The organism is Rhodococcus sp. R1101 (genome assembly GCF_000278445.1).
In the GTDB taxonomy this organism is placed as follows: Bacteria; Actinomycetota; Actinomycetes; order Mycobacteriales; family Mycobacteriaceae; genus Rhodococcus; species Rhodococcus gordoniae.
The window spans coordinates 1-20,192 of record NZ_AJVB01000029.1 but is presented as its reverse complement, the minus strand read 5'-3'; the positions used below and the strand labels follow the sequence as shown (position 1 = coordinate 20,192).

At 67.6% G+C, this 20,192-nt stretch carries 21 protein-coding genes, 4 tRNA genes and 1 pseudogene; 17 read left to right on the top strand and 9 right to left on the bottom strand.

All coding sequences use genetic code 11. The features are described 5' to 3' along the window. Positions 1–284 precede the first annotated feature (284 nt). The 8 genes from R1101_RS0104425 (at position 285) to R1101_RS0104390 (ending at position 4,793) form a co-directional block, all read left to right on the top strand. Positions 285–935, top strand: coding sequence for a TetR/AcrR family transcriptional regulator (locus R1101_RS0104425; protein WP_016932276.1), 651 nt, complete (start codon positions 285–287; stop codon positions 933–935). Positions 936–1,044: 109 nt separating this feature from the next. Further along, positions 1,045–1,117: transfer RNA gene (locus R1101_RS0104420), tRNA-Glu, on the top strand. Positions 1,118–1,171: 54 nt separating this feature from the next. Beyond that, positions 1,172–1,245: transfer RNA gene (locus tag R1101_RS0104415), tRNA-Asp, on the top strand. A 40-nt stretch (positions 1,246–1,285) separates the two neighbouring features. Next, positions 1,286–1,362, top strand: a tRNA-Phe gene (locus R1101_RS0104410). Positions 1,363–1,449: 87 nt separating this feature from the next. Further along, positions 1,450–1,523: transfer RNA gene (locus R1101_RS0104405), tRNA-Asp, on the top strand. A gap of 228 nt (positions 1,524–1,751) precedes the next feature. Next, positions 1,752–2,990 carry a glycosyltransferase family 4 protein gene (locus R1101_RS0104400; RefSeq protein WP_016932275.1) on the top strand — a complete coding sequence of 413 codons (1,239 nt, stop codon included), beginning with the start codon at positions 1,752–1,754 and terminating at the stop codon, positions 2,988–2,990. Next, positions 2,984–3,715: a class I SAM-dependent methyltransferase gene (locus R1101_RS0104395; RefSeq protein ID WP_016932274.1), complete on the top strand. Its 732-nt coding sequence runs from the start codon at positions 2,984–2,986 to the stop codon at positions 3,713–3,715. The genes R1101_RS0104400 and R1101_RS0104395 overlap by 7 nt, the downstream gene beginning before the upstream one ends. Next, the gene (locus tag R1101_RS0104390; RefSeq protein ID WP_016932273.1) at positions 3,702–4,793 is read left to right on the top strand and encodes a prenyltransferase; all 1,092 of its coding nucleotides are present in this window, start codon (positions 3,702–3,704) and stop codon (positions 4,791–4,793) included. Before R1101_RS0104395 ends, R1101_RS0104390 begins: the two co-directional genes overlap by 14 nt. 1 nt (position 4,794) lies before the next feature. Here R1101_RS0104390 and R1101_RS0104385 read toward each other — a convergent pair whose 3' ends face one another. From R1101_RS0104385 to R1101_RS0104355, 7 genes are read right to left on the bottom strand one after another with little or no spacing between them, the layout of a single operon-like run. Next, positions 4,795–5,457, bottom strand: coding sequence for a class I SAM-dependent methyltransferase (locus tag R1101_RS0104385; RefSeq protein WP_016932272.1), 663 nt, complete (start codon positions 5,455–5,457; stop codon positions 4,795–4,797). Between the two features lie 44 nt (positions 5,458–5,501). Further along, positions 5,502–6,569: a phosphotransferase family protein gene (locus R1101_RS0104380; protein WP_016932271.1), complete on the bottom strand. Its 1,068-nt coding sequence runs from the start codon at positions 6,567–6,569 to the stop codon at positions 5,502–5,504. After that, positions 6,566–7,675, bottom strand: a complete 1,110-nt coding sequence (locus R1101_RS0104375) for a TIGR03857 family LLM class F420-dependent oxidoreductase (protein ID WP_016932270.1) — start codon at positions 7,673–7,675, stop codon at positions 6,566–6,568. The genes R1101_RS0104380 and R1101_RS0104375 overlap by 4 nt, the downstream gene beginning before the upstream one ends. Next, a complete protein-coding gene (locus R1101_RS0104370; protein WP_016693004.1) occupies positions 7,672–8,040 on the bottom strand; it encodes a carboxymuconolactone decarboxylase family protein in 369 nt (122 codons plus the stop codon). Before R1101_RS0104370 ends, R1101_RS0104375 begins: the two co-directional genes overlap by 4 nt. After that, entirely contained in the window at positions 8,037–8,936 is a 900-nt protein-coding gene (locus R1101_RS0104365) for an NAD(P)-dependent oxidoreductase (RefSeq protein WP_016932269.1), read from the bottom strand. Before R1101_RS0104365 ends, R1101_RS0104370 begins: the two co-directional genes overlap by 4 nt. Then, positions 8,933–9,682: an SDR family oxidoreductase gene (locus R1101_RS0104360; RefSeq protein WP_016932268.1), complete on the bottom strand. Its 750-nt coding sequence runs from the start codon at positions 9,680–9,682 to the stop codon at positions 8,933–8,935. Before R1101_RS0104360 ends, R1101_RS0104365 begins: the two co-directional genes overlap by 4 nt. A gap of 26 nt (positions 9,683–9,708) precedes the next feature. Continuing rightward, positions 9,709–11,178: an aldehyde dehydrogenase gene (locus R1101_RS0104355; RefSeq protein WP_016932267.1), complete on the bottom strand. Its 1,470-nt coding sequence runs from the start codon at positions 11,176–11,178 to the stop codon at positions 9,709–9,711. 82 nt (positions 11,179–11,260) lie between these two features. On the opposite strand from R1101_RS0104355, the gene R1101_RS0104350 reads away from it, so the two are divergent. Continuing rightward, complete coding sequence (locus R1101_RS0104350; protein WP_016932266.1) at positions 11,261–12,178, top strand: SDR family NAD(P)-dependent oxidoreductase; 918 nt, start codon at positions 11,261–11,263, stop codon at positions 12,176–12,178. 38 nt (positions 12,179–12,216) lie between these two features. Here R1101_RS0104350 and R1101_RS0104345 read toward each other — a convergent pair whose 3' ends face one another. Then, positions 12,217–13,047: an oxygenase MpaB family protein gene (locus R1101_RS0104345; protein WP_016932265.1), complete on the bottom strand. Its 831-nt coding sequence runs from the start codon at positions 13,045–13,047 to the stop codon at positions 12,217–12,219. A 46-nt stretch (positions 13,048–13,093) separates the two neighbouring features. Further along, positions 13,094–13,690 (bottom strand): TetR/AcrR family transcriptional regulator, encoded by a 597-nt coding sequence (locus R1101_RS0104340; RefSeq protein ID WP_016932264.1) that lies wholly within the window; start codon positions 13,688–13,690, stop codon positions 13,094–13,096. Between the two features lie 87 nt (positions 13,691–13,777). Between R1101_RS0104340 and R1101_RS0104335 the strand changes: the two genes are divergently transcribed. From R1101_RS0104335 to R1101_RS25835, 8 genes and pseudogenes are all read left to right on the top strand, one after another. Further along, entirely contained in the window at positions 13,778–15,004 is a 1,227-nt protein-coding gene (locus R1101_RS0104335; protein ID WP_016932263.1) for a cytochrome P450, read from the top strand. Positions 15,005–15,080: 76 nt separating this feature from the next. Continuing rightward, positions 15,081–15,641, top strand: a complete 561-nt coding sequence (locus R1101_RS0104330; protein WP_016693012.1) for a TetR/AcrR family transcriptional regulator — start codon at positions 15,081–15,083, stop codon at positions 15,639–15,641. Positions 15,642–15,716: 75 nt separating this feature from the next. Continuing rightward, on the top strand, positions 15,717–16,904 hold the full coding sequence (locus R1101_RS0104325; RefSeq protein WP_016932262.1) for a cytochrome P450: 1,188 nt from the start codon (positions 15,717–15,719) through the stop codon (positions 16,902–16,904). After that, on the top strand, positions 16,897–17,682 hold the full coding sequence (locus R1101_RS0104320; protein WP_016932261.1) for an SDR family oxidoreductase: 786 nt from the start codon (positions 16,897–16,899) through the stop codon (positions 17,680–17,682). The genes R1101_RS0104325 and R1101_RS0104320 overlap by 8 nt, the downstream gene beginning before the upstream one ends. After that, the gene (locus tag R1101_RS0104315) at positions 17,679–19,067 is read left to right on the top strand and encodes a cytochrome P450 (RefSeq protein WP_016932260.1); all 1,389 of its coding nucleotides are present in this window, start codon (positions 17,679–17,681) and stop codon (positions 19,065–19,067) included. The genes R1101_RS0104320 and R1101_RS0104315 overlap by 4 nt, the downstream gene beginning before the upstream one ends. Positions 19,068–19,077: 10 nt before the next feature. Beyond that, on the top strand, positions 19,078–19,272 hold the full coding sequence (locus tag R1101_RS0104310; protein ID WP_016932259.1) for a ferredoxin: 195 nt from the start codon (positions 19,078–19,080) through the stop codon (positions 19,270–19,272). A gap of 15 nt (positions 19,273–19,287) precedes the next feature. Further along, positions 19,288–19,839: a nuclear transport factor 2 family protein gene (locus tag R1101_RS0104305; RefSeq protein ID WP_016932258.1), complete on the top strand. Its 552-nt coding sequence runs from the start codon at positions 19,288–19,290 to the stop codon at positions 19,837–19,839. After that, positions 19,833–20,192, top strand: a pseudogene (locus R1101_RS25835) (hypothetical protein); the annotation flags it as partial. The gene R1101_RS0104305 and the pseudogene R1101_RS25835, both read left to right, overlap by 7 nt.

The following is a 20,192-nucleotide window of genomic DNA, read 5'->3' as shown; positions in this document are numbered from 1 at the left end:
GCTCGGGAACCACACTGCATCCTCACTGCGCGGTCGATGATATCGGACATCGCGTGGTGTGGGTGCCGCCTGTGAAGGAACGACAACGGCTCGGGTGCTCACCCCCTGCTCCGCACCCGAGCCGGACAAAGCGTACCACCCGGTGTGTTCTCTGAAAACCCCGATCTCGCCGGTGTGAAGTTCCTCATTTCACTCGGTCGAACACGACCCGTGGGCGGGATCGCGGGGGCAGACTAGAGTTGTCTCGTGGGGGAACAGAGGAACGTGGAAGGCTGAATTTCCCCATGCCCCGTCAACAGGAGCGTGCTCGTCGTACGCGAGCTGCGATCGTCCGATCGGCAGCCACCGAATTTGCGCGGCGAGGCTTCGCTGCAGCATCGATCAACGCAATCCTCGAGCAGTCGAACGCGACCAAGGGTGCGATGTACTTCCACTTCGCCTCCAAGGAGGATCTGGCCCGGGCCGTCCTCGACGAGGGACTCGAGCGCTACCGCGCGATCGTCGCCGAGTGGATGGACGTACCCGGTCTCGATCCGTTCGAACGACTGCACGGACTCGTCGGCGATCTCGGTGCGGCCCTGCACGACGATGTGGTCATCGCCGCGGAGTTCCGTCTCGTCACCGAACCCGAGTTCGCGGAAGAGGTCAGGTTGCGGGGCAGTGTCGTGTGGGGACGGGCCGGCTACGAACTGGCACGCGAGGCGCAGGAGAAAGGCTTGTTCCGGCCCGATGTAGATCTTCGTCGTTTCGTCGCGGCGATCGCGTCGTCGCTCGCCGGTCAGCGCTATCTCGCCGACCTCACGGCACCGGACACCGACGTCCGTGCGCGCTTCGAGTCCTGTGTGGAGGTGCCGCTCGAGGCGATGGCCTCGGAGGAGTGGCTCGAGCGCTGGCGGGAGAAGGGGTGGCCGAGTAGGTCCGGCAACGACGAATAGGCCGGTTGACCTGCTGATTTGTGAATCAGGAATGCCGTGGCATAAGCTGTCCAAGCTCCCAACGGAACGCCAAACCCGTTGAGGGTGCGGTTCGGAGAAATCCGATCGGGCCCCCTTCGTCTAGCGGCCTAGGACGCCGCCCTTTCAAGGCGGTAGCGCGGGTTCGAATCCCGTAGGGGGTACGCTTCGACCTCGTCGAAGTGTGCAGTATCTTGGTGTGAGAAGTGAATATGTATGGCCCTGTGGCGCAGTTGGTTAGCGCGCCGCCCTGTCACGGCGGAGGTCGCGGGTTCGAGTCCCGTCAGGGTCGCTCCTAGATTTACGATCGGCATTCGGTTCGGGTGCCATCCGGCCAGGTAGCTCAGTTGGTACGAGCGTCCGCCTGAAAAGCGGAAGGTCGCCGGTTCGATCCCGGCCCTGGCCACCACGGTTGTCCGGCAAACAACCATCAATTTCACAAGACCCGACCCACCGGATACGGTGGGTCATGCTATGGGAACCGAAGGTTCCTCATGGCCCTGTGGCGCAGTTGGTTAGCGCGCCGCCCTGTCACGGCGGAGGTCGCGGGTTCGAGTCCCGTCAGGGTCGCTCCAGGCGAAACCCCGGTATCACGTCGATACCGGGGTTTCGTCGTGTTGCCGGTTCGTCACGGCTGCCCGTCCGGTAGGCCGGTGCTCCCACTCGTGTCGCCGATCCTCACGGCACCACCCCCGGCTCGCTATCGTGAGGGCACAAAACATGTTCTAGTGTGTGCCCTACACAACTAGTGGACATCTGTCCGAGACCTGGCCCTCCGAGTGGAACCCGAGGTGGAATGTGCGCGTAGCTCTGTTGTCGTACCGGAGCAAGCCGCATTGTGGGGGTCAGGGGGTCTATGTTCGCCATCTCGCTCGCGAACTCGTCGCCCAGGGACACACCGTCGAGGTGTTCTCCGGCCAGCCGTACCCCGAACTCGATCCCGGCGTGACGCTCACGAAGGTGCCCAGTCTCGACCTCTACCGCGACGACGACCCGTTCCGCACCCCGAAGCCGGGTGAGTACCGCGACCTGATCGACGTCCTCGAGGTCGCCACCATGTGGACCGCCGGTTTCCCCGAACCGCGTACCTTCGGTCTGCGCGCCGCGCGCCTGCTGCGCGGGCGTCTCGGTGATTTCGACGTCGTGCACGACAACCAGTCGCTCGCCTCCGCTCTGCTGCGCATCGCCGAGGATCTTCCGCTCGTCGCGACGATCCACCATCCGATCACTCGCGACCGCGAACTCGATCTGGCCTCCGCGACCACCTTCCGCCGCAGGTTCACGCTCCGGCGGTGGTACGGATTCCTCCGCATGCAGGAGAAGGTGGCACGTCGTCTCCCCACCCTGCTCACGGTCTCGGAGAATTCGGCCGACGACATCCGGACGGCCTTCGGGATCGAAGCCGAACGTATCCATACGATCCCGCTCGGCGTGAACACGGAGATGTTCGCTCCGAGGCAGGCCGAGCGCGTCGCCGGCCGGATCGTCTGCGTCGCGAGCGCCGATGCCCCGCTCAAGGGGGTTCCGACGCTGCTCGAAGCGGTCGCGAAGCTGCGCACCGAACGCGAGATCGAACTGGTCCTCGTCTCGAAGCTCGCACCGGGTGGTGCGACCGAGAAACTCATCGACGAACTCGCGATCGGCGATGTCGTGCGCACCGTCTCGGGGATCGACGACACCGAGCTCGCCGACCTGCTCGCCTCCGCCGAGATCGCGGCGGTGCCGTCGCTGTACGAGGGATTCTCGCTGCCGGCCGTGGAAGCGATGTCGTGCGGAACGCCGCTCGTCGCGAGTCGGGCCGGCGCCATCCCCGAGGTCGTCGGGGATGCCGGTCTTCTTGTGCCCCCGGGCGACTCCGAGCAGCTTGCAGCAGGGCTCGCGGCCCTGTTCGACGACCCGGCCGAACGCCGGCGTCTCGGCGCGAAGGGCCGCGACCGCGTGCTCGAACGCTACAGCTGGGCGGCCGTGGCGGCGAAGACCGCCGCAGTCTACGAACGAGCGATTGCCGCGCACCGAGAGGGGAAGAACGGATGCTGACCGTCGACTTCGACCGCCTGGGCGTCGTACCGGGGATACGGGCCCTCGACATCGGCGCAGGTGCAGGGCGTCACTCGTTCGAATTGTATCGACGCGGTGCGGATGTCGTCGCCTTCGATCAGAACGCCGACGACATGAAGGCCGTCGCCGACATGTTCGTCGCGATGGAACTCGAAGGTCAGGTCCCCGAAGGCGCGCTGGCCCGGGCGGAGGTCGGCGACGCACTCGCATTGCCCTACGACGACGCGACCTTCGATCTCGTGCTGATCTCCGAGGTGCTCGAGCACGTCCCGGAGGACGAACGGGCCATCGCCGAACTCGTCCGGGTCCTCAAGCCCGGAGGTGTGGCGGCCGTGACCGTCCCGCGTTGGCTGCCCGAGAAGATCTGCTGGGCACTGTCGGACGCCTACCACGAGGTGGAGGGCGGACACGTCCGCATCTACAAGGCCGACGAACTCGCCGCGAAACTCGCCGCCGCCGGCCTCCTGGTCTCGGGCACCGATCACGCCCACGCGCTGCACGCGCCGTACTGGTGGCTCAAGTGCGCCGTCGGAGTCGACAACGACGACAATCCGCTGGCGAAGGCGTATCACCGGTTGCTGGTCTGGGATCTCATGAAGGCGCCGTGGATCACCCGGACGGCCGAGAAGGTCCTCGACCCCGTCATCGGGAAGAGTGTCGTGTTCTACCTCGAGAAGCCGGGAACAGCCGGTGCGGCGCGGTGACTCCGCGCGCGTGACGGTGCCCTCGGTGCCGGGAGTGCTGTCGCCCGAGCAGTGCCTGGCCACCGGTCGCGCCATCGCGCGGATGCAGGAGCCGTCCGGAGCCGTCCCGTGGTTCCCCGGTGGACACACCGACCCGTGGGATCACATCGAATCCGCGATGGCGTTGACCGCCACCGGTTTGCGCGAGGAAGCGGATGCTGCTTTCGAGTGGTCGCGGCGGACGCAGCGCGCCGACGGGTCGTGGCCCATCCAGTTCCGCGGCGACATCGTCGAAAACCACGACACCGACAGCAATTTCACGGCCTACATCGCCGTGGGCGTATGGCACCACCATCTCGTGACGGGCGATCGCGGGTTCGTCGAGCACATGTGGCCGACGGTGCGCGCAGCGCTCGACCTCGTGGTCGACATGCAGTTGCCGGGCGGCCAGATCTCCTGGGCGCGAGGCGACGGCGGGATGTTCGACGAAGCGCTGCTCACAGGCTGTTCGAGTATCCACCAGAGTCTGTGGTGCGGTCTGCGGATCGCCGATCTGATCGGTGAGGCGCAACCCGAATGGGAGGTCGCGCTGATCCGTCTCGGCCACGCTCTGCGTCGGCACCCCGAAGCGTTCACGCCCAAGCCCGAGTACTCGATGGACTGGTACTACCCGATCCTCGGGGGAGCGGTGCGCGGCACCGATGCGCACGAACGGATCCGCGAACGCTGGTCGGATTTCGTCGTCGACGGTCTCGGGATCCGTTGCGTCGACCATCGTCCGTGGGTCACCGGAGCCGAGACGTGCGAACTGGTCCTGGCGCTCGACGCACTCGGCCACGCCGGGCGTGCCCGCGAATTGTTCGCGGCCATGCAGCATCTGCGCGACCCGGACGGTTCGTACTGGACCGGTCTGGTCTACGCCGACGGCAAGCGCTGGCCGGTGGAGGTCAGTTCCTGGACCAGCGCAGCGGTGATCCTCGCCGCCGACGCGCTCTCGCGCACGACGGGAGGAAACGCGATCTTCCGGGATGCGGCGGCACCCGCCGACCAGGTGGGCGCCGACCGCTGCACCGAGCGTTGCCCGGTGCTCGTCCCGTAGTTCAGCTTCCGGGCCGTGATCCGACCGTGCCGGCGGTGCGTTCGAGAACCCGCAGCGAGGACGTCACCGACTTCTCGACGAACTCGCCGCTCTCCAGTGCGAGACAGTAGATCTCGTACGGAGGTCGGCCGCCGTCCTTCGGGTCGGGGAAGACGTCGTGGATGATCAGGGCGCCCCCGATGCGCACCCATCTCGCCCAGCCGTCGTAGTCCGCCCGGGCCGCCTCGCTGCTGTGTCCACCGTCGATGAACACGAACGAGGCGGGGGTGCGCCAGAACGATGCCACCACAGGAGAATTGCCGACCACCGCGACGACGTGCGATTCGAGGTCGCCGTCGGCGAGGGTGTGCCGCAGCGCGCCGACCGTGTCGAGGCGGCCGGTGTGCGGGTCGACCAGCGACGGATCGTGGTACTCCCAGCCGGGCTGATGCTCCTCCGAACCGTGGTGGTGGTCGACGGTGACGATGGTGCCGCCGGTCGCCTTGGCCGCAGCGCCGAGATACACGGTCGAGCGGCCGCAGTAGGTGCCGATCTCGACGCCGACGCCGTCACCGAGATACTGCACCGCAGCCTCGTGCAGTGCGGTTCCCTCGTCCTGGGGCATGAAACCCGGTGTCGCCTCGGCGAGTTCGATCGCCTCACGGGGCAGGGTGGTGCGGGACATCGGATGGATCTCCGTTCTTCTCGCGTGATGCGGTGTATCCCGAGTCACCCTACCGACCGGTCGCGCCGTCCGATGCTCTCGGACACGACGGTGAGACTGTCGAGATCGCGGATCGCGGCGCACGACCGCTCGACCATCACCGCGAACATGCGGTCGCCGCGCTCGGTCCTCGTGCCGTAGGCGCACCCGAAGACCGCGACGAGCGGTCCCTGCAGCATCGCGAAGCGGTAGTCGTCCCAGCACTGCTGCAGGCCGTAACCCTCGACACCGTGGCACAGCAACGCGCGATGATAGGTCGAGACCAGGGCCTGCTCGTGCTCGCGCCGGACCGCCGGCGCCAGGCTCGTCCCGACGAAATACGCGAGGTCGCGGGCGGGAAGCCCCACCGTCAGGGTCTGCCAGTCCACCGCGACGACACCGCTCTCGCCACGGGGAGGGAACAGGAGGTTGTCGAGCCGGTAGTCGCCGTGCAGCAGCGCGAATCGGTCGGATCGCGCGAGCACCCACTCCTCGGTGAGCTCGGCGCAGGCCCGCAGCGTGTCGCGGTCGTCGGCGCCGATCAGCTCGCCGAGACCGTCGAGGAAGGTCTCGATTGCCGGGCCGTACAGCTCGGCAAGGATCCGTGCCTGCTCGGCGTCCGTCGTGGTGAGCCAGTCCGATTCGTGGAGGTCGGGTGCGCACCAGCGGGGACCGTGCAGTCCGGCGAGATTGCGGACGGCGTCGTGCGCCTCGTCGACGGTGCACCCGGCGAGCTGGTCGCCGGGTCGTGCGGGCGCGGCGTCCTCGAGGAGGAGGGTGAACTCCCCGTCCTCACCGGAGGCGACGTGATAGCAGGTGGGTGTCCGCACCGCGACGGACGGCTCGATGTCGCTGTAGAAGCGTGCCTCCCCGCGATAGGCGCCGGCGAGCATCCTCCGCGTCCCGGGATCGGGTGACGGAAGCTTCGCGACGAGTGAGGACGGCACGTCGTCGCCCGTCAGGACGAGCCGGTAGCACAGGGCGATCTGACCCGTTCCGATCCGCTCGACCTCCACCGTGCGTACCGTGCCGCCGAGCACGGCCGAGAGTCGTTCGGGAGTCAGGTCGTCCACCGACAGCAACAGATCGGTCATGGTGCGCTCCGGCCGGGGTTGGCAGGTAGGGATGCGAAACGCTCGGGGTCGCGGATCGTCCGCCACGCGGCGACGACCGGAGCGAGTTCGGTGGGCGTGGCGCCGTGCAGGATCACGCTGTCGGCGCCGGCGTCGAACTGGTCGGCAATGCGGGTCGCGCACTGTGCCGCGCTACCGGTCGCGCTCGCGGCGAGCCACTCGTCGGGCAGCAACGATCCGATGTGCAGCAGCAGTTCGGCCGGCGCCGCGTCGATCGGTCCGGAATGAGCACGGACCTGCGCGTCGTCCCGAAAACGAGACAGCACCTGGGGATCCCAGCCGTTCGCGCGGACGAGCACGTCGCCGTAGCCCTGCAGGTAGGTCGCGAGCCGTCCGGTCAACTTCCGCAACCGGAGGTCTTCGGGGATCGCATCGTCGACGGTCGCGAGGACCGACCAGATGCGGACCGACTGCGGGTCGCGGCCGGCCTGCTCGGCGGCGCGTCGCACCGTCTTCACGGCACGCGAGAGCGTGTCGTCGGTGAAGAAGGTGTGCAGGACGACGGCGTCGGCCACGCGTCCCGCGAGGTCGAGCGTGCGCTCGCCGAGCGCGACCACGAGGATCGGGATGCCGTCGATGCCCTCGGCGGTGCGTCGCAGATACGGGAAGTCGCCGGCCGGGCCGTGATGGTCGACGACGGCTTCACCGCGCCACAGTGTCCGGAGCAGGTCGACGGTGTCCTCGAGCCGCGCCGACGTCACGCGAGGCAGCCCCATGAGATCGAACAGCACGTCGAAGCCGCGGCCGAGCCCGAGGGCGTAGCGGCCGCGGCTCAACCGGTGCAGGGTGGTCGCCATCGTCGCCGTGACGAGGGGATGGCGGGTGTGCGGATTGGTCGCCGCGGTGCCGATCCCGAGCGTGCGGCTCGTCGCGGCCGCCGCACCGGCCAGCGCTGCCGCGTCCTTGGTGTCGAACCGTTCCGACAGGAAGACCGAGCCGAGCCCGATGCGTTCGGCGACGGCGATCTCGTCGAGCAGCGCCCTCGGGTCGTCGGTGTGCCCGGCGAGGCCGTAGAACCCGAGTTCCGGACAGTCCGGCTCCGGTGCGGACCCTCCGGGGATGCTCACGAGCGGGCCGCCGCCTTCCGTCGCTGCAGCACGCTGCCCACTGCGTTGTCGAGCTTCGAGCCCAGCGGCCAGCCCACGTAGTGGCACAGGAACAGGGCGATCTCGCGGAGCTGCTGCTCGTCGAGTTCGTCGTTCTTCAGCGCCGCCTCGATCTGGATCTCGGCGATGTCGGGGGCTCCCTGCGCGGTGAGTGCCCCGAGCAACAGCAGTCGCCGATCGCGAATGGTCAGCCCGGGCCGGGTCCAGATGTTCGCGAACAGGTGGTCGGCGGTGACGGCGAAGTGCTCGCCGGGACCGTCCTGCATCTCCCAGCCGTAGACCTTGGACATCATCTCCAGGCCGCGGCGGCGGGTCTCGTCGGTCATGCGTGCTCCTTCCGGGAACGGGTCCGTGCGATCTCCCCCGTGCCGACTCCGAGGCCGGGGCCGAGTTCGGACAGCGCCCGGGCTCCGAGCGACAGGTCGACTCCGAGGCGATCTCCGAGGTCCAGTGCCAGCGCGAGATCCTTCTCGCCCAGGGCGCGCACGCGCGAGAAGATCGGGAACCAGGAGTCGTCCTCCGCGAGGGGAGATGTGGTGTCACGCCACATGATCGAACCGGCACCGCCGGTGATCGCGTCGGTGTGCCGGACGACCTTGCCGAGCTCGGTGATGTCGATGCCCGCGGCCTCGGCGAGTCGCTGCGCCTCCGTCGCCGCGGTGAACGCGATGAAGTGGAGCAGGTTGCGGGCGAGCTTCATCCGGGTTCCCGCCCCGACGGGACCCGCGTGCACGACCAGCGACGCGAAGGTGCCGAAGGGTTCCTCGATTTTCGCGAAGCCGTCGTCGGTCGCGCCGACCATCACTGCGAGAGTGCCGTTCTTCGCACCGCCGGCGCCACCGCTGACGGGTGCGTCGACGAAGTCGACTCCCTTATCGGCGCACTTCGCGGCGAGCTCGACGGCGGTGGTGTCGGAGATCGTCGAGTGCACCGCGACGACCGTGCCGGGCCGGGCCGTCGCGAGCAGTCCGTCCGGACCGGTCACGACGTCGCGGACCTGGGCGTCGTCGAGGACGGTCACGCACACGAGATCGCAGCCGGCGGCCAGCTCCGCCGGGCTCGACGCCGCGGCGGCACCCTTGTCGGTGAACGGGCTCATCGCTTCGGGCACCACGTCGAGCACGGTGAGGCCTCCGGGTCGGGTGAGCAGCCGCTCGGCCATCGGTGCCCCCATGTTGCCCAGCCCGATGTAACCGACCCGGCCGATCGTGGAGCCGGTCACGAGCGGATCACCTGCCCGCCGTCGACGTTGAAGATCTGCCCCGTGACCCAGGTGGCCTCGTCGGAGAGCAGGAACAGGCACATGCCGACGAGATCGTCGGGAGTGCCCATGCGCTTGAGCGGCAACTGCTTCACCATATCGGCGACCATGTTCGCGGGGGTGGTGGTGCGGGTCGCCTCGGTGTCGATGGGACCGGGGGCGATCGCGTTGATGCGGATGTTCGATCCGCCGAGCTCGACGGCGAGTTGCTGTGTGAGACCGTTGATCCCGACCTTCGCGAGCCCGTAGAAGCCCGAGTACAGCCAGGCTGCCGTCGACGACTGGTTGACGATCGACCCGCCGTTCTTCGTCATGTGTGGCCACACCGCGCGGGTGACGTTGAGGGCGCCGTCGAGGTTCACGCTCATGAACTTCTTGTAGTAGTCCCACGGAACCGTCAGCAGCAGATCGAGTTTCATGCCGCCGTAGATGGCGGCATTGTTGACCACGTGGTCGATGCCGCCGTAGATCTCGACGGTCGACGCGGCGAGCGCCTCGGCGGAGGCGGGGTCGGAGACATCGACCGAGGTGAAACTCGCGACGCCCCCGTCGGCGACGATCTGTTTGGCGACCTGCTCGCCGAGTTCGGCGTCGATGTCGGCGACCACTACGTTCGCGCCCTCGGCGGCGAGCGCACGCGCGTACGCCTCGCCGATCCCCTGGGCGGCGCCGGTGACGATCGCGGTGCGACCGGTGAAACGTGCCATCGGAAAAGTCCTTTCGGAAGTTCGGGTCAGCTCGCGGGTTCGGCGACGAGCTTGGTCTCCAGGTACTCCTCGAAACCGGCCACACCCATCTCGCGGCCGATCCCGGACTGCTTGTAACCCCCGAACGGGGCGTCGGCGGCGTACCAGATGCCGCCGTTGACGCCCAGCGTGCCGGTCCGTACACCTGCGACGACCCGCGCGATGCGGTCCGGATCGGTGCCGTACACCGAACCCGAGAGGCCGTAGGGGGAGTCGTTGGCGATGCGGATCGCGTCGTCGTCACCGTCGTGAGGGATGATCACGAGCACCGGGCCGAAGATCTCCTCCTGCGCCGTGCGCGCGGAGTTGTCGAGGCCGGCGATGAGGGTGGGCTCGACGAAGAAGCCGCGCTCGTGTTCGGCCGGACGTCCGCCGCCGGTGACGATCGTGCCGCCCTCCTCGACGGCGAGGCGGATGTAGCCCTCCACGCGCTGCCGCTGCTTCTCGGAGATGAGCGGCCCGCACACCGTGCCGGGATCGCGCGGGTCGCCGGGCCGGATACCGCTCATGGACTTCGCGGTCAGGGCCACGGCTTCGTCGTACCGTTCGCGGGGGACGAGCAGGCGCGTGGTGATCGCGCAGCCCTGGCCGGCGTGCGTGCACACGGTGAAGGCCGCCATCGAGCAGGCGCCGCGCAGGTCGGTGTCGTCGAGGACGATGAACGCCGACTTGCCGCCGAGTTCGAGGAAGACCTTCTTGAGGTTCTCGGAGGCCGCGCGCATCACGGCCCGGCCGGTCGCGGTGGAACCGGTGAACGAGATCAGGTCGACGCGCGGATCCTCGCTCAGCTGTGCGCCGAGCCGGTGGTCGCTCGAGGTGACGATGTTCAGTACTCCCGGCGGGATGTCGGTCTCCTCGGCCGCGATCCGCCCGACCAGTGCCGCGCACCACGGGGTGTCGGGGGCGGGCTTGAGCACCACGGTGTTCCCGGCGGCGAGAGCGGGCCCGAGCTTGGCGAAGTTGATCTGGTGCGGGAAGTTCCACGGCGTGATCGCGCCGACGACCCCGACCGCCTCCTTGAGCAGATAGCGGTGGGTCGGGATACCCATGGGGGAGGCGTTGCCGAGATCCTGCGTCCACGCGTAGCTCTCGGCGAGGTCGGCGAAGTAGAGCAGGTCGTCGATGGGGCCTTCGAGATGCGCGGCGCTCGTGAGGAATCGGGGAGCACCGACCTCGGCGATGGTGATCTCCCGCAGTTCCTCGATGTGTTCGCGCAGGGCGTCGCGCAACTGGCGGAGGCAGCGGGCCCGGAAGGTGTGGTCGCGTGACCAGTCGGTGTCGTCGAAGGCGCGACGCGCGGCCGCGATCGCGGCGTCCATGTCGGTGGCGGTGCCCTCGGCCGCGTGACCGAGCAGTTCTTCGGTGCTCGGATCGGTGATCGCGAAGGTGCCTCCGCTGCCGGGTACGAGCTTGCCGTCGATCAGAAGGGTGGAGCTGTCGGTGGGGCGAAGTGTCATCAGACGTTCCCTCGGTTCTGGACAGGTGTCTGGACTATAGTTCGGGCACTCGAGGCAGCGCAATGGGTGAACGGGGAACCTTATGGCAGACAACAATTCGGGGACGGACAATTCGACCCCGCTCGCGGGCCGCGTCGTGGTCGTGACCGGATCCAGCCGGGGGATCGGACGGGCGGTGGCGCGAACCCTCGTGGACGAGGGTGCGCGGGTGGTGGTCAACGGCCGCGACGCCGACGCGGTGCGCGACACCGTGTCGGAGCTCGTGTCGCAGGGCGGCAGTGCGGTCGGAGTGCCCGGTTCGGCGGCCGCCTCCGGGGTCGCGGAGGATCTCCTCGCCACGGCCCTCGACGAGTTCGGCGCGGCGGACGCGCTGATCAACTGTGCCGGAACCGCGGAACCTCCGGGCTCGTCGATCCTCACGGTCACCGACGAGGAGTGGGACGACCTGATCGACTCCCATCTGACCGGCACCTTCCGTACGTGCCGGGTGTTCGCGCCCCGGTTCGTGGCGCAGGGGAGCGGGGCGATCGTCAACACCGGATCGTTCGCGTTCCTCGGCGACTACGGCGGTACCGGATATCCGGCCGGAAAGGGGGCGGTGGACAGCCTGACCGCGGCGATCGCTGCAGAACTACGCGAGCACGGAGTGCGGGCCAACGTCGTGTGCCCGGGAGCCCGCACTCGGCTGTCGACGGGACCGGAGTACGAGCGGCACATCGAGCGACTGCACGAGCGCGGACTGCTCGACGACGTCACCTACGAGGGCTCGCGCAACCCGGCGCCGCCGGAGTACGTGGCGCGGCTCTACGCCTTCCTCGTGAGCGACCTGGCGTCCGTGACCGGCGGAATCTTCGCCGGCTCCGGATGTTTCGTCGGGCGGTTCGACAAGCCGGCACCGACGCTGCTGGCGTGGCGGGACCACGACACGTCGCCGCCCTGGACACTCGGCGAACTCGCCCATCTCGTGGAAGGCGCGAGTCGTGCGGGAGCGCCGGGTTAGGTCGATCCTCGACGAGCTCCGTCGCGTGAGGGCAGTGCTCAGAAGACCCGCAGTCCGAGGCGTCGCCGCGTGCGCAGATCGAGCAGATATGCCTTCCACAGCAACGGCCACACCCACGGCGTGACGCGGTGCAGGCGCCGGACCGCCACGAGATAGCGGTCGAAACGCCGCTGGTCGTCGGCGGTCCACGGGTAGTGCATGAGGTCGCGGAACTCCGGCGGCAGCGCACCGCGCGTGATCAGTTCGAACGACCTGCCGAGCACCCGGTGGATCCCGCGGCCCAGTCGTCCGAGACGCACCTCGAGGAACGCGAGATTGCAGAGTTCGGTGAGGTACTCGCGCACCTGCTCGTTCATGGAGATGTCGGCGACGCCGGCCTTCCACAGTTCCTCGTACTCCTCGCGGGTCGTGGGCCACGACTCCGGTCGGACGTTCAGTGTCGTCGCGAGGGTCGCGCCGTCGCGAAGGATGCGGGCGTACTGCTCCTCGGTGAGCGGGCCGTACAGGAATTCGTGCTGGTCGATGAAGTACTTGAGCAGGCAGACCGCGACCCACAACTGCAGGGCGGGGGAGTTGGCGCTGTAGCGGACCTCCGCGCCGGGTGACGACGTGACCCGCGCGTGGATCTTCCGCACCGACTCGCGGACGAAATCGCGGTCGGCGTCGTTACCGAACACCGCGACCGCCAGATAGGTGCCGGTCGTGCGGGCCCGCTTGACCGGATGGAGATCGGCGCGGCCGGTATCGACCGTGCTGTCGACGACGCCCTGGCCGACGCCGGGATGGGCGAGCTGCATGATGACGTTGGCGGCGTTGATCGTGCCACCGAGCGGTGAGACGAGATCGCCGAGAGTGTCGATCGTCCGCATGGCCCCTCCATCTGAAGACGGACGTGTTCAGTTGATGCGTGCCACTCTAGCGTGTCTTCGTGGGGTCGAGGGAGGCGCCGGCCAGAACTCCGCGCACGACCGCTTCGTAGATGCGGTCGAGATCGAGCTCGTCGCCCAGGAAGCCGCTGCTCTGGAGAACCGCGAAACCGTGCAGGGCGGCGAACATGCCGACCGCGGCCTCGAGCGTCTCCTCCTCCGGAACGCCGCAGGATGCGAGCATCGTTCGCAGAGCGACGTTGGCGTCCAGTGCGGCGGCGAGCAGACCGTCGCGATCGACCGGTGCAGTGGTCAATGCTTCGTAGCGGCGGGGATGTTCGACGGCCCAGATGTGGTGGGCGTCGATCAGCGCGCGCAACCCGTCGACGCCGCTGCGGCCCATCGCGACCTCCCGCAGATGCGCTCCGAGATCGCTCATCGCGCGGATCTGCACGGTCGCCCGCACATCGTCGAGATTGCGGACGTGGTTGTACAGCGAGGGCGTGACGATTCCCAAGCGCGACGAGAGGGTGCTCATCGTGAGCTGTTCCCATCCCAGCTCGTCGACGATCCCGAGCGCGGCTGCGACGACCTTGTCGCGGGTCAGTGTCCGCCGACGCACGGGTCGGGAGTTGTCGTCTGCCATGAAAGCAGTCTAAGGGGCTTCCATTCCAAACGAAGGTGAGTAGTTTGTAAACGAATGCCATTCGTACAATCCCACGAGAGCGGCTTCATGACGACTTCACCCACAGATCTCAAGAACCCCGACGTCTTCGCCCAGGGGGTCCCGCACGACTACTTCTCCGAACTCCGGCGCACCTGTCCGGTCCACCGCCAACCCGAGGAGGGCGGCGCGGGCTTCTGGGCCGTCACCCGGCACGCCGACGTCATCGCGGTCTCCCGCGACAGCACGACTTTCTCCTCGGCCCTCGGGACCACCCAGATCGACGATTTCGACGAGGAGACACGCCTGAAACAGGCGTCCATGCTGCTCAACCTCGATCCGCCGGAGCACACCCGCCTTCGGCAACTCGTGAGCCGTGGCTTCACCCCGCGCATGGTGAAGACGCTCGAGGAGCGCATCCGGCGGACGTGCGAACGCACCGTCGACGCCGCGATCGAGGCCGCACGCGACGGCACGGTGATCGACTTCGTCCCGGCGATCTCGGCACCACTGCCGCTGGAGGTGATCGCAGCGCTGCTCGGCGCACCGGCCGAGGACGTCGGCAAGCTCTACGACTGGTCGAACCGCATGATCGGCTGGGACGACCCCGAATACGGCACCACCCAGGAGGACGGCGAGCTCGCCGCCGCCGAGATCTTCCTGTACGCCAACGAGATCGCCGCGCAACGACGCATCGAACCGCGCGACGACATCGTCTCGAAGCTGGTGTGTCCCGACGAGAACGGCGACACGCTCTCCGAGATGGAGTTCGACATGTTCTTCGTCCTGCTCGTCATCGCGGGCAACGAGACGACGCGCAACGCGATCTCGGGCGGGATGCAGGCCTTCGTCGATCATCCCGAACAATGGCGCCGGCTGCAGGGCGATCCCGGTCTGATCGACAGCGCCGTGGAGGAGATCCTGCGCTGGGTCACGCCCGTGGTCGGCTTCCGCCGCACGCCCACCTGTCCGGCCGCGATCGGCGACCAGCAGGTCGAACGGGGCGACAAGGTGATCGTCTACTACCCGAGCGCGAACCGCGACGAGGAGGTCTTCGACGACGCGCACGTCTTCGACATCGGGCGCGAGCACAATCCGCACGTCGCCTTCGGTGGGACGGGTGTGCACTTCTGCCTCGGGGCACATCTGGCGCGACTCGAACTGCGGATCATGTTCGAGACCCTCGCCGCCCGGATCGACCGGGTCGAGCCGGCGGGTGAACCGCGGCGGTTGCGATCGAATTTCATCAACGGCATCAAGTCCATGCCCGTCCGTATCCACCCACGAGAGCGCTGAATTCGCCGAATGAACGCGCTGCGGGCATTGCCGACCCCCTCCAACCGTAGTAATGTCCAGACACGTGTCCAGAAACGTGAATCTCGAATCGACCCGTCGCCGCCTGACCGAGAAGCAGGCCGACACGGTTGCGAGGCTCACGCAGGCCGCGGTCGAGGTGCTCCGCGAGGAGGGATTCACGGGGTTGACGGTGCGTATGGTCGCCGCCCGCGCCGGTGTCGCCCCGGCCACCGCCTACACCTACTTCTCGTCGAAGGAACACCTCGTCGCCGAGGTGTTCTGGCGTCGCTTGGCCAACGCTCCCACGGCCGACGCCGAGAGCACGAGCCGTGCCGATCGGGTGGTCGCGGTGCTGCGGGGAATCGCGCTGTTGCTGGCCGACGAACCCGAACTCGCCGCCGCCGTCACCAGTGCACTGCTCGGTCACGACCCCGATGTCGAACACCTGCGCGCGCGCATCGGACTCGACATCCGTCACCGGATCTCGGCGGCGCTCGGCGCCGACTCCGATCCCGACGAACTCGAAGCACTCGAACTGCTCTACGCCGGCGCGCTGGTCCGGGCCGGCATGGGCTACGGCACCTACGAGAAACTCGCCGACAGGCTGGAGACATCCGCCCGACTTCTATTGGAGTGATCCATGATCCAGGCATCCCCGGGCTCCGCGTCGCACGCAGGGCCCGCATCGCCCGATCCACCGACGCTCGGCCCCGTGGTCTTCAACCCGTACGACTACGCCTTCCACGACGATCCGTATCCCACCTACCGCCGCCTCCGTGAGGAGGAACCGGCCTACTACAACCCCGACCTCGAATTCTGGGCGCTGTCCCGCCACGCCGACGTCGTCGCGGCCTTCCGCGACAACACCCGGCTCTCGAGTGCCAACGGTGTCTCGCTCGATCCGTCCGCCTACGGCCCGGGCGCCCACAAGGTGATGTCCTTCCTCGCGATGGACGACCCGCGTCACATGCGCATGCGTCGCCTCGTCTCCAAGGGCTTCACCCCGCGTCGCGTCGCCGACCTCGAGGAGCGCATCCTCGAGCTGACCCTGCGTTATCTCGAACCTGCCGTCGAAGCAGGGGAATTCGACTGGATCTCGGAGTTCGCGGGCAAGCTGCCCATGGATGTGATCTCCGAACTCATGGGCGTGCCCGAATCCGATCGCGACGAGATCCGCAGACTCGCCGACCTCGTCGTCCATCGCGAGGAGGGTGTGCTCGACGTACCGGTCGCCGCGATGGAGGCGTCACTGCACCTGGTCGGCTACTACGCCGACATGCTCGCCGAGCGCCGGAAGCAGGAGACCTCCGATCTCACGTCGGCGCTGCTGGCCGCCGAGATCGACGGCGACCGGCTCACCGACGACGAGATCATCGGATTCATGTTCCTCATGGTGGTCGCAGGCAACGAGACCACCACGAAACTCCTCGGCAACGCCCTCTACTGGGGCGCGCACGACAAGTCCGAGGTGTCGCGGGTGCTCCGCGATCCCACGCGTGCACCGCAATGGGTGGAGGAGACGCTCCGCTACGACACCTCGAGCCAGATCGTCGCCCGCACCGCCGTCGACGACATCGACCTGCACGACGCCACCATCCGTTCCGGCGACAAGGTCCTGCTGCTCATCGGCTCCGCCAACCGCGACTCCGACGTCTTCGACGCCGCCGACGACTTCCGCATCGGACGCGACAGCTCCCAGAAGATCGCCAGCTTCGGTGGGGGAGTTCACTTCTGCCTCGGCGCGCATCTCGCCCGACTCGAGGCGAACATCGCACTCGAACAGTTCGCCCGGCGCGTCGCCGACTACGAGATCGACGAGGACCGTTGCGAACGCGTCCACTCCACCAATGTCCGAGGCTTCGCGGCCCTTCCTGTAGAGGTCACCGAACGACATGCCTAGATTCGAACCCCATCCCGACCGCCGTCCCGCGCTGGTCGCCGGCGCCTCCTCCGGGATCGGTACGGCCACCGCCTACGCGCTCGCCGAGCACGGGCATCCCGTCGCTCTGGGTGCTCGTCGCGTGGAGGAATGCACGGCGATCGCCGAGAAGATCCGTGGTGAGGGAGGAGAAGCCTTCGCCCACTTCCTCGACGTGTCGTCCACCGAATCCGTCGACGAGTTCGTCACGGCGGCCGAGGAGACCCTCGGACCCACGGAGATCGTCGTCTCGGGAGCGGGTGACATGGACTTCGCGCTGCCTCACGAGATGGATCCCGACCGCTTCGCCTTCCAGGTGAACGTGCACCTGATGGGTACGCAACGACTCGCCCACCGCGCGCTGCCCGGCATGATCGACCGACGGCGCGGCGACTTCGTCGTGATCGGATCCGACTGTGCCGTGATACCCCGGCCTTGGATGGGCGCATACAACGCGGCGAAGACCGGTCTCGAAGCGCTCGTCCGCGAGATGCGGATGGAACTCGAGGGCACGGGCGTCCGGGCGTCGGTCGTGCGCCCGGGGCCGACGCAGACCGGTGCCGGCATGTCTGCGCCGGCAGAGGTCCTCGAACCGATGCTCGAGGACTGGGGCACATGGGGATTCGCCCGGCACCCGTATTTCCTTCGTGCATCCGACATCGCCGCGGCCGCGCTCTCCGTCGTCTCGGCCCCTCGCGGTGCCCACATCGTGCTCATCGAGGTTCAACCCGAAGCACCCCTGCGGAAGGACCGTTCATGACCACACTCGTCGAGCCCCGGCGTGTGTCCGGCGGCGAACACGAACACGGCCACCTCGAGGAACTGCGCACCGATCCCATCGCGCTCATGCGCCGCGTCCGCCAGGAGTGCGGCGACGTCGGTGTCTTCCAGCTCGCCGACAAGAAGGTCGTGCTCCTCTCCGGGGCGGAGGCCAACGAGTTCTTCTTCCGCGCTGCGGATGAGGAACTCGACCAGCAGGCGGCCTATCCCTTCATGAAGCCGGTTTTCGGGGAGGGGGTCGTCTTCGATGCGAGCCCCGAGCGCCGTAAGGAGATGCTGCACAACTCGGCGCTGCGCGGCGAACAGATGAGAGGCCACGCGGCGACCATCGACCGCGAGGTCCAGGACATGGTCGCCGACTGGGGCGACGAAGGCGAAATCGACCTGCTCGAATTCTTCGCCGAGCTGACCATCTACACCTCGTCGGCCTGCCTGATCGGCAAGAAGTTCCGCGACCAGCTCGACGGCCGATTCGCCCACCTCTACCACGACCTCGAAAAAGGTACCGACGCACTGGCCTTCGTCGATCCCTACGCGCCGATCGAGAGTTTCCGGCGACGCGACGAGGCCCGCCGCGGACTCGTGGCACTCGTGCAGGAGATCATGGACGGACGCATCGCGAATCCGCCGGAGGGCAAGGAGGATCGCGACATGCTCGACGTCCTCGTCTCCATCGAGGACGAGGACGGCAACGAACGGTTCAGCGCCGACGAGATCACCGGCATCTTCATCTCGATGATGTTCGCGGGTCACCACACCACCTCGGGTACGGCGGCCTGGGCGCTGATCGAACTGCTGCGGCATCCCGAGTACATGGAGCGGGTGACCGAGGAACTCGACGTCCTCTACGCCGACGGTGAAAGCGTGAGCTTCCATGCGCTGCGGCAGATCCCGATTCTCGAGGCGGTGCTCAAGGAGACGCTGCGGCTGCATCCGCCGCTCATCCTGCTCCTGCGGGTGGCCCAGGACGACTTCGAGGTCGCCGGATACCGCATCGCGCGAGGCGATCTCGTCGGTGCCACCCCCGCGATCTCCAATCGGATCCCGGAGGACTTCCCCGCCCCCGACACCTTCGATCCGGGCCGGTACATCGACCCCAACCAGGAGGACATCGTCAACCGGTGGACCTGGATACCGTTCGGAGCCGGCCGGCACCGCTGTGTGGGAGCGGCATTCGCGCTCATGCAGTTGAAGGCCATATTCTCGGTCCTGCTGCGCGACTTCGAGTTCGAGTTGTCCCAGCCGCCCGAAACCTATCGCAACGATCACTCGAAGATGGTGGTCCAGCTCGAGCAGCCGTGTGCCGTGCGGTACCGACGTCGCACCCGGGGGGCATCGAACAGCGGTACGGCGACGCAGGAGTGAGGTTCGCGAGATGAGGATCGAAGCAGATCTCGATCTGTGCCAGGGGCACGCGATGTGCTCGATGGAGGCGCCGGACGTGTTCGCCGTCGCCAAGCGGGGTGAGGTGGAGATCCTTCTCGACCCCGTGCCGGACGAGATGCACGTAGATGCACGAGCAGCCGTGAAGTACTGCCCCACACAAGCCCTTCGCATCGTCGAAGACTGAGGATCAGGAGACCGGATGGCCACGTTCGATCGTGCCGAGCTCGACGAGATGATCACCCGCTGGGTCGACGCCAACAAGCGCGCCGAGGCCGAGGGCGACTGGAAGCCGCTGGCCGAGATGTACACCGAGGACGCCACCTACGGCTGGAACTACGGTCCGAAGGACGAGTTCATGGCCGTGGGCCGTGAGGAGATCCGCGAACTCGCGCTCGGTCAGGAGATGGACGGACTCGAGGGCTGGCAGTATCCCTACCAGCAGTTCGTCGTCGACGACCGGTCGGGCGACGTGATCGGCTTCTGGAAGCAGATGGCCGATGCGACCCGCGAGGACGGCGAGCACTACTCCGTCCACGGCATCGGCGGGAGCTGGTTCCGGTACGGCGGCGACTTCCAGTGGTCGTGGCAGCGCGACTTCTTCGACTTCGGCAACGTCTCGCACCTGTTCCTCGAGATGATCACCGCGAACGCGCTGTCCGACGGCATGCAGAAACGGATCGAGCGATCGACGGCGAAGAAGCGCCTTCCCGGCTGGTACCGGGTCGGCGAGTCACCGGTTCCGTTGTGGTGACAACCGTGGACACCGGCGGATCGTTCGCCGCGCTCTCCCGCACCGACCTCGCCGCGCTCGTCCCCGAACTGTTGCTGTGCGGTCAGCTCATCGACCGTTCGGGGATGGCGCATCTGATCTCGGCGTTCGGTCGGGAGGGCATGGCGGAGGTGGCCATCGAGGAATGGCAGGCGTCGTCGCCGTGGTACACGCGCCGCATGCAGCGTGCCCTGAAGTTCGAGGGCGACGACGTCGTCACCATCTTCAAGGGCATGCAACTCGATATCGGGGCGCCCCCGCAGTTCATGGACTTCCGCTATCGCGTCGACGACCGCGACCACGGCGAGTTCTCGCTCGACCATTGCGGGGCGCTG

What these genes read in the sequence shown, in the direction of transcription:
- R1101_RS0104425 (WP_016932276.1), top strand. Translation starts at nt 285, where the DNA reads ATGCCCCGTCAACAGGAGCGTGCTCGTCGTACGCGAGCTGCGATCGTC.
- R1101_RS0104395 (WP_016932274.1), top strand. Translation starts at nt 2,984, where the DNA reads ATGCTGACCGTCGACTTCGACCGCCTGGGCGTCGTACCGGGGATACGG.
- R1101_RS0104385 (WP_016932272.1), bottom strand. Translation starts at nt 5,457, where the DNA reads ATGTCCCGCACCACCCTGCCCCGTGAGGCGATCGAACTCGCCGAGGCG.
- R1101_RS0104380 (WP_016932271.1), bottom strand. Translation starts at nt 6,569, where the DNA reads ATGACCGATCTGTTGCTGTCGGTGGACGACCTGACTCCCGAACGACTC.
- R1101_RS0104370 (WP_016693004.1), bottom strand. Translation starts at nt 8,040, where the DNA reads ATGACCGACGAGACCCGCCGCCGCGGCCTGGAGATGATGTCCAAGGTC.
- R1101_RS0104360 (WP_016932268.1), bottom strand. Translation starts at nt 9,682, where the DNA reads ATGGCACGTTTCACCGGTCGCACCGCGATCGTCACCGGCGCCGCCCAG.
- R1101_RS0104355 (WP_016932267.1), bottom strand. Translation starts at nt 11,178, where the DNA reads ATGACACTTCGCCCCACCGACAGCTCCACCCTTCTGATCGACGGCAAG.
- R1101_RS0104350 (WP_016932266.1), top strand. Translation starts at nt 11,261, where the DNA reads ATGGCAGACAACAATTCGGGGACGGACAATTCGACCCCGCTCGCGGGC.
- R1101_RS0104345 (WP_016932265.1), bottom strand. Translation starts at nt 13,047, where the DNA reads ATGCGGACGATCGACACTCTCGGCGATCTCGTCTCACCGCTCGGTGGC.
- R1101_RS0104340 (WP_016932264.1), bottom strand. Translation starts at nt 13,690, where the DNA reads ATGGCAGACGACAACTCCCGACCCGTGCGTCGGCGGACACTGACCCGC.
- R1101_RS0104335 (WP_016932263.1), top strand. Translation starts at nt 13,778, where the DNA reads ATGACGACTTCACCCACAGATCTCAAGAACCCCGACGTCTTCGCCCAG.
- R1101_RS0104320 (WP_016932261.1), top strand. Translation starts at nt 16,897, where the DNA reads ATGCCTAGATTCGAACCCCATCCCGACCGCCGTCCCGCGCTGGTCGCC.
- R1101_RS0104315 (WP_016932260.1), top strand. Translation starts at nt 17,679, where the DNA reads ATGACCACACTCGTCGAGCCCCGGCGTGTGTCCGGCGGCGAACACGAA.
- R1101_RS0104310 (WP_016932259.1), top strand. Translation starts at nt 19,078, where the DNA reads ATGAGGATCGAAGCAGATCTCGATCTGTGCCAGGGGCACGCGATGTGC.
- R1101_RS0104305 (WP_016932258.1), top strand. Translation starts at nt 19,288, where the DNA reads ATGGCCACGTTCGATCGTGCCGAGCTCGACGAGATGATCACCCGCTGG.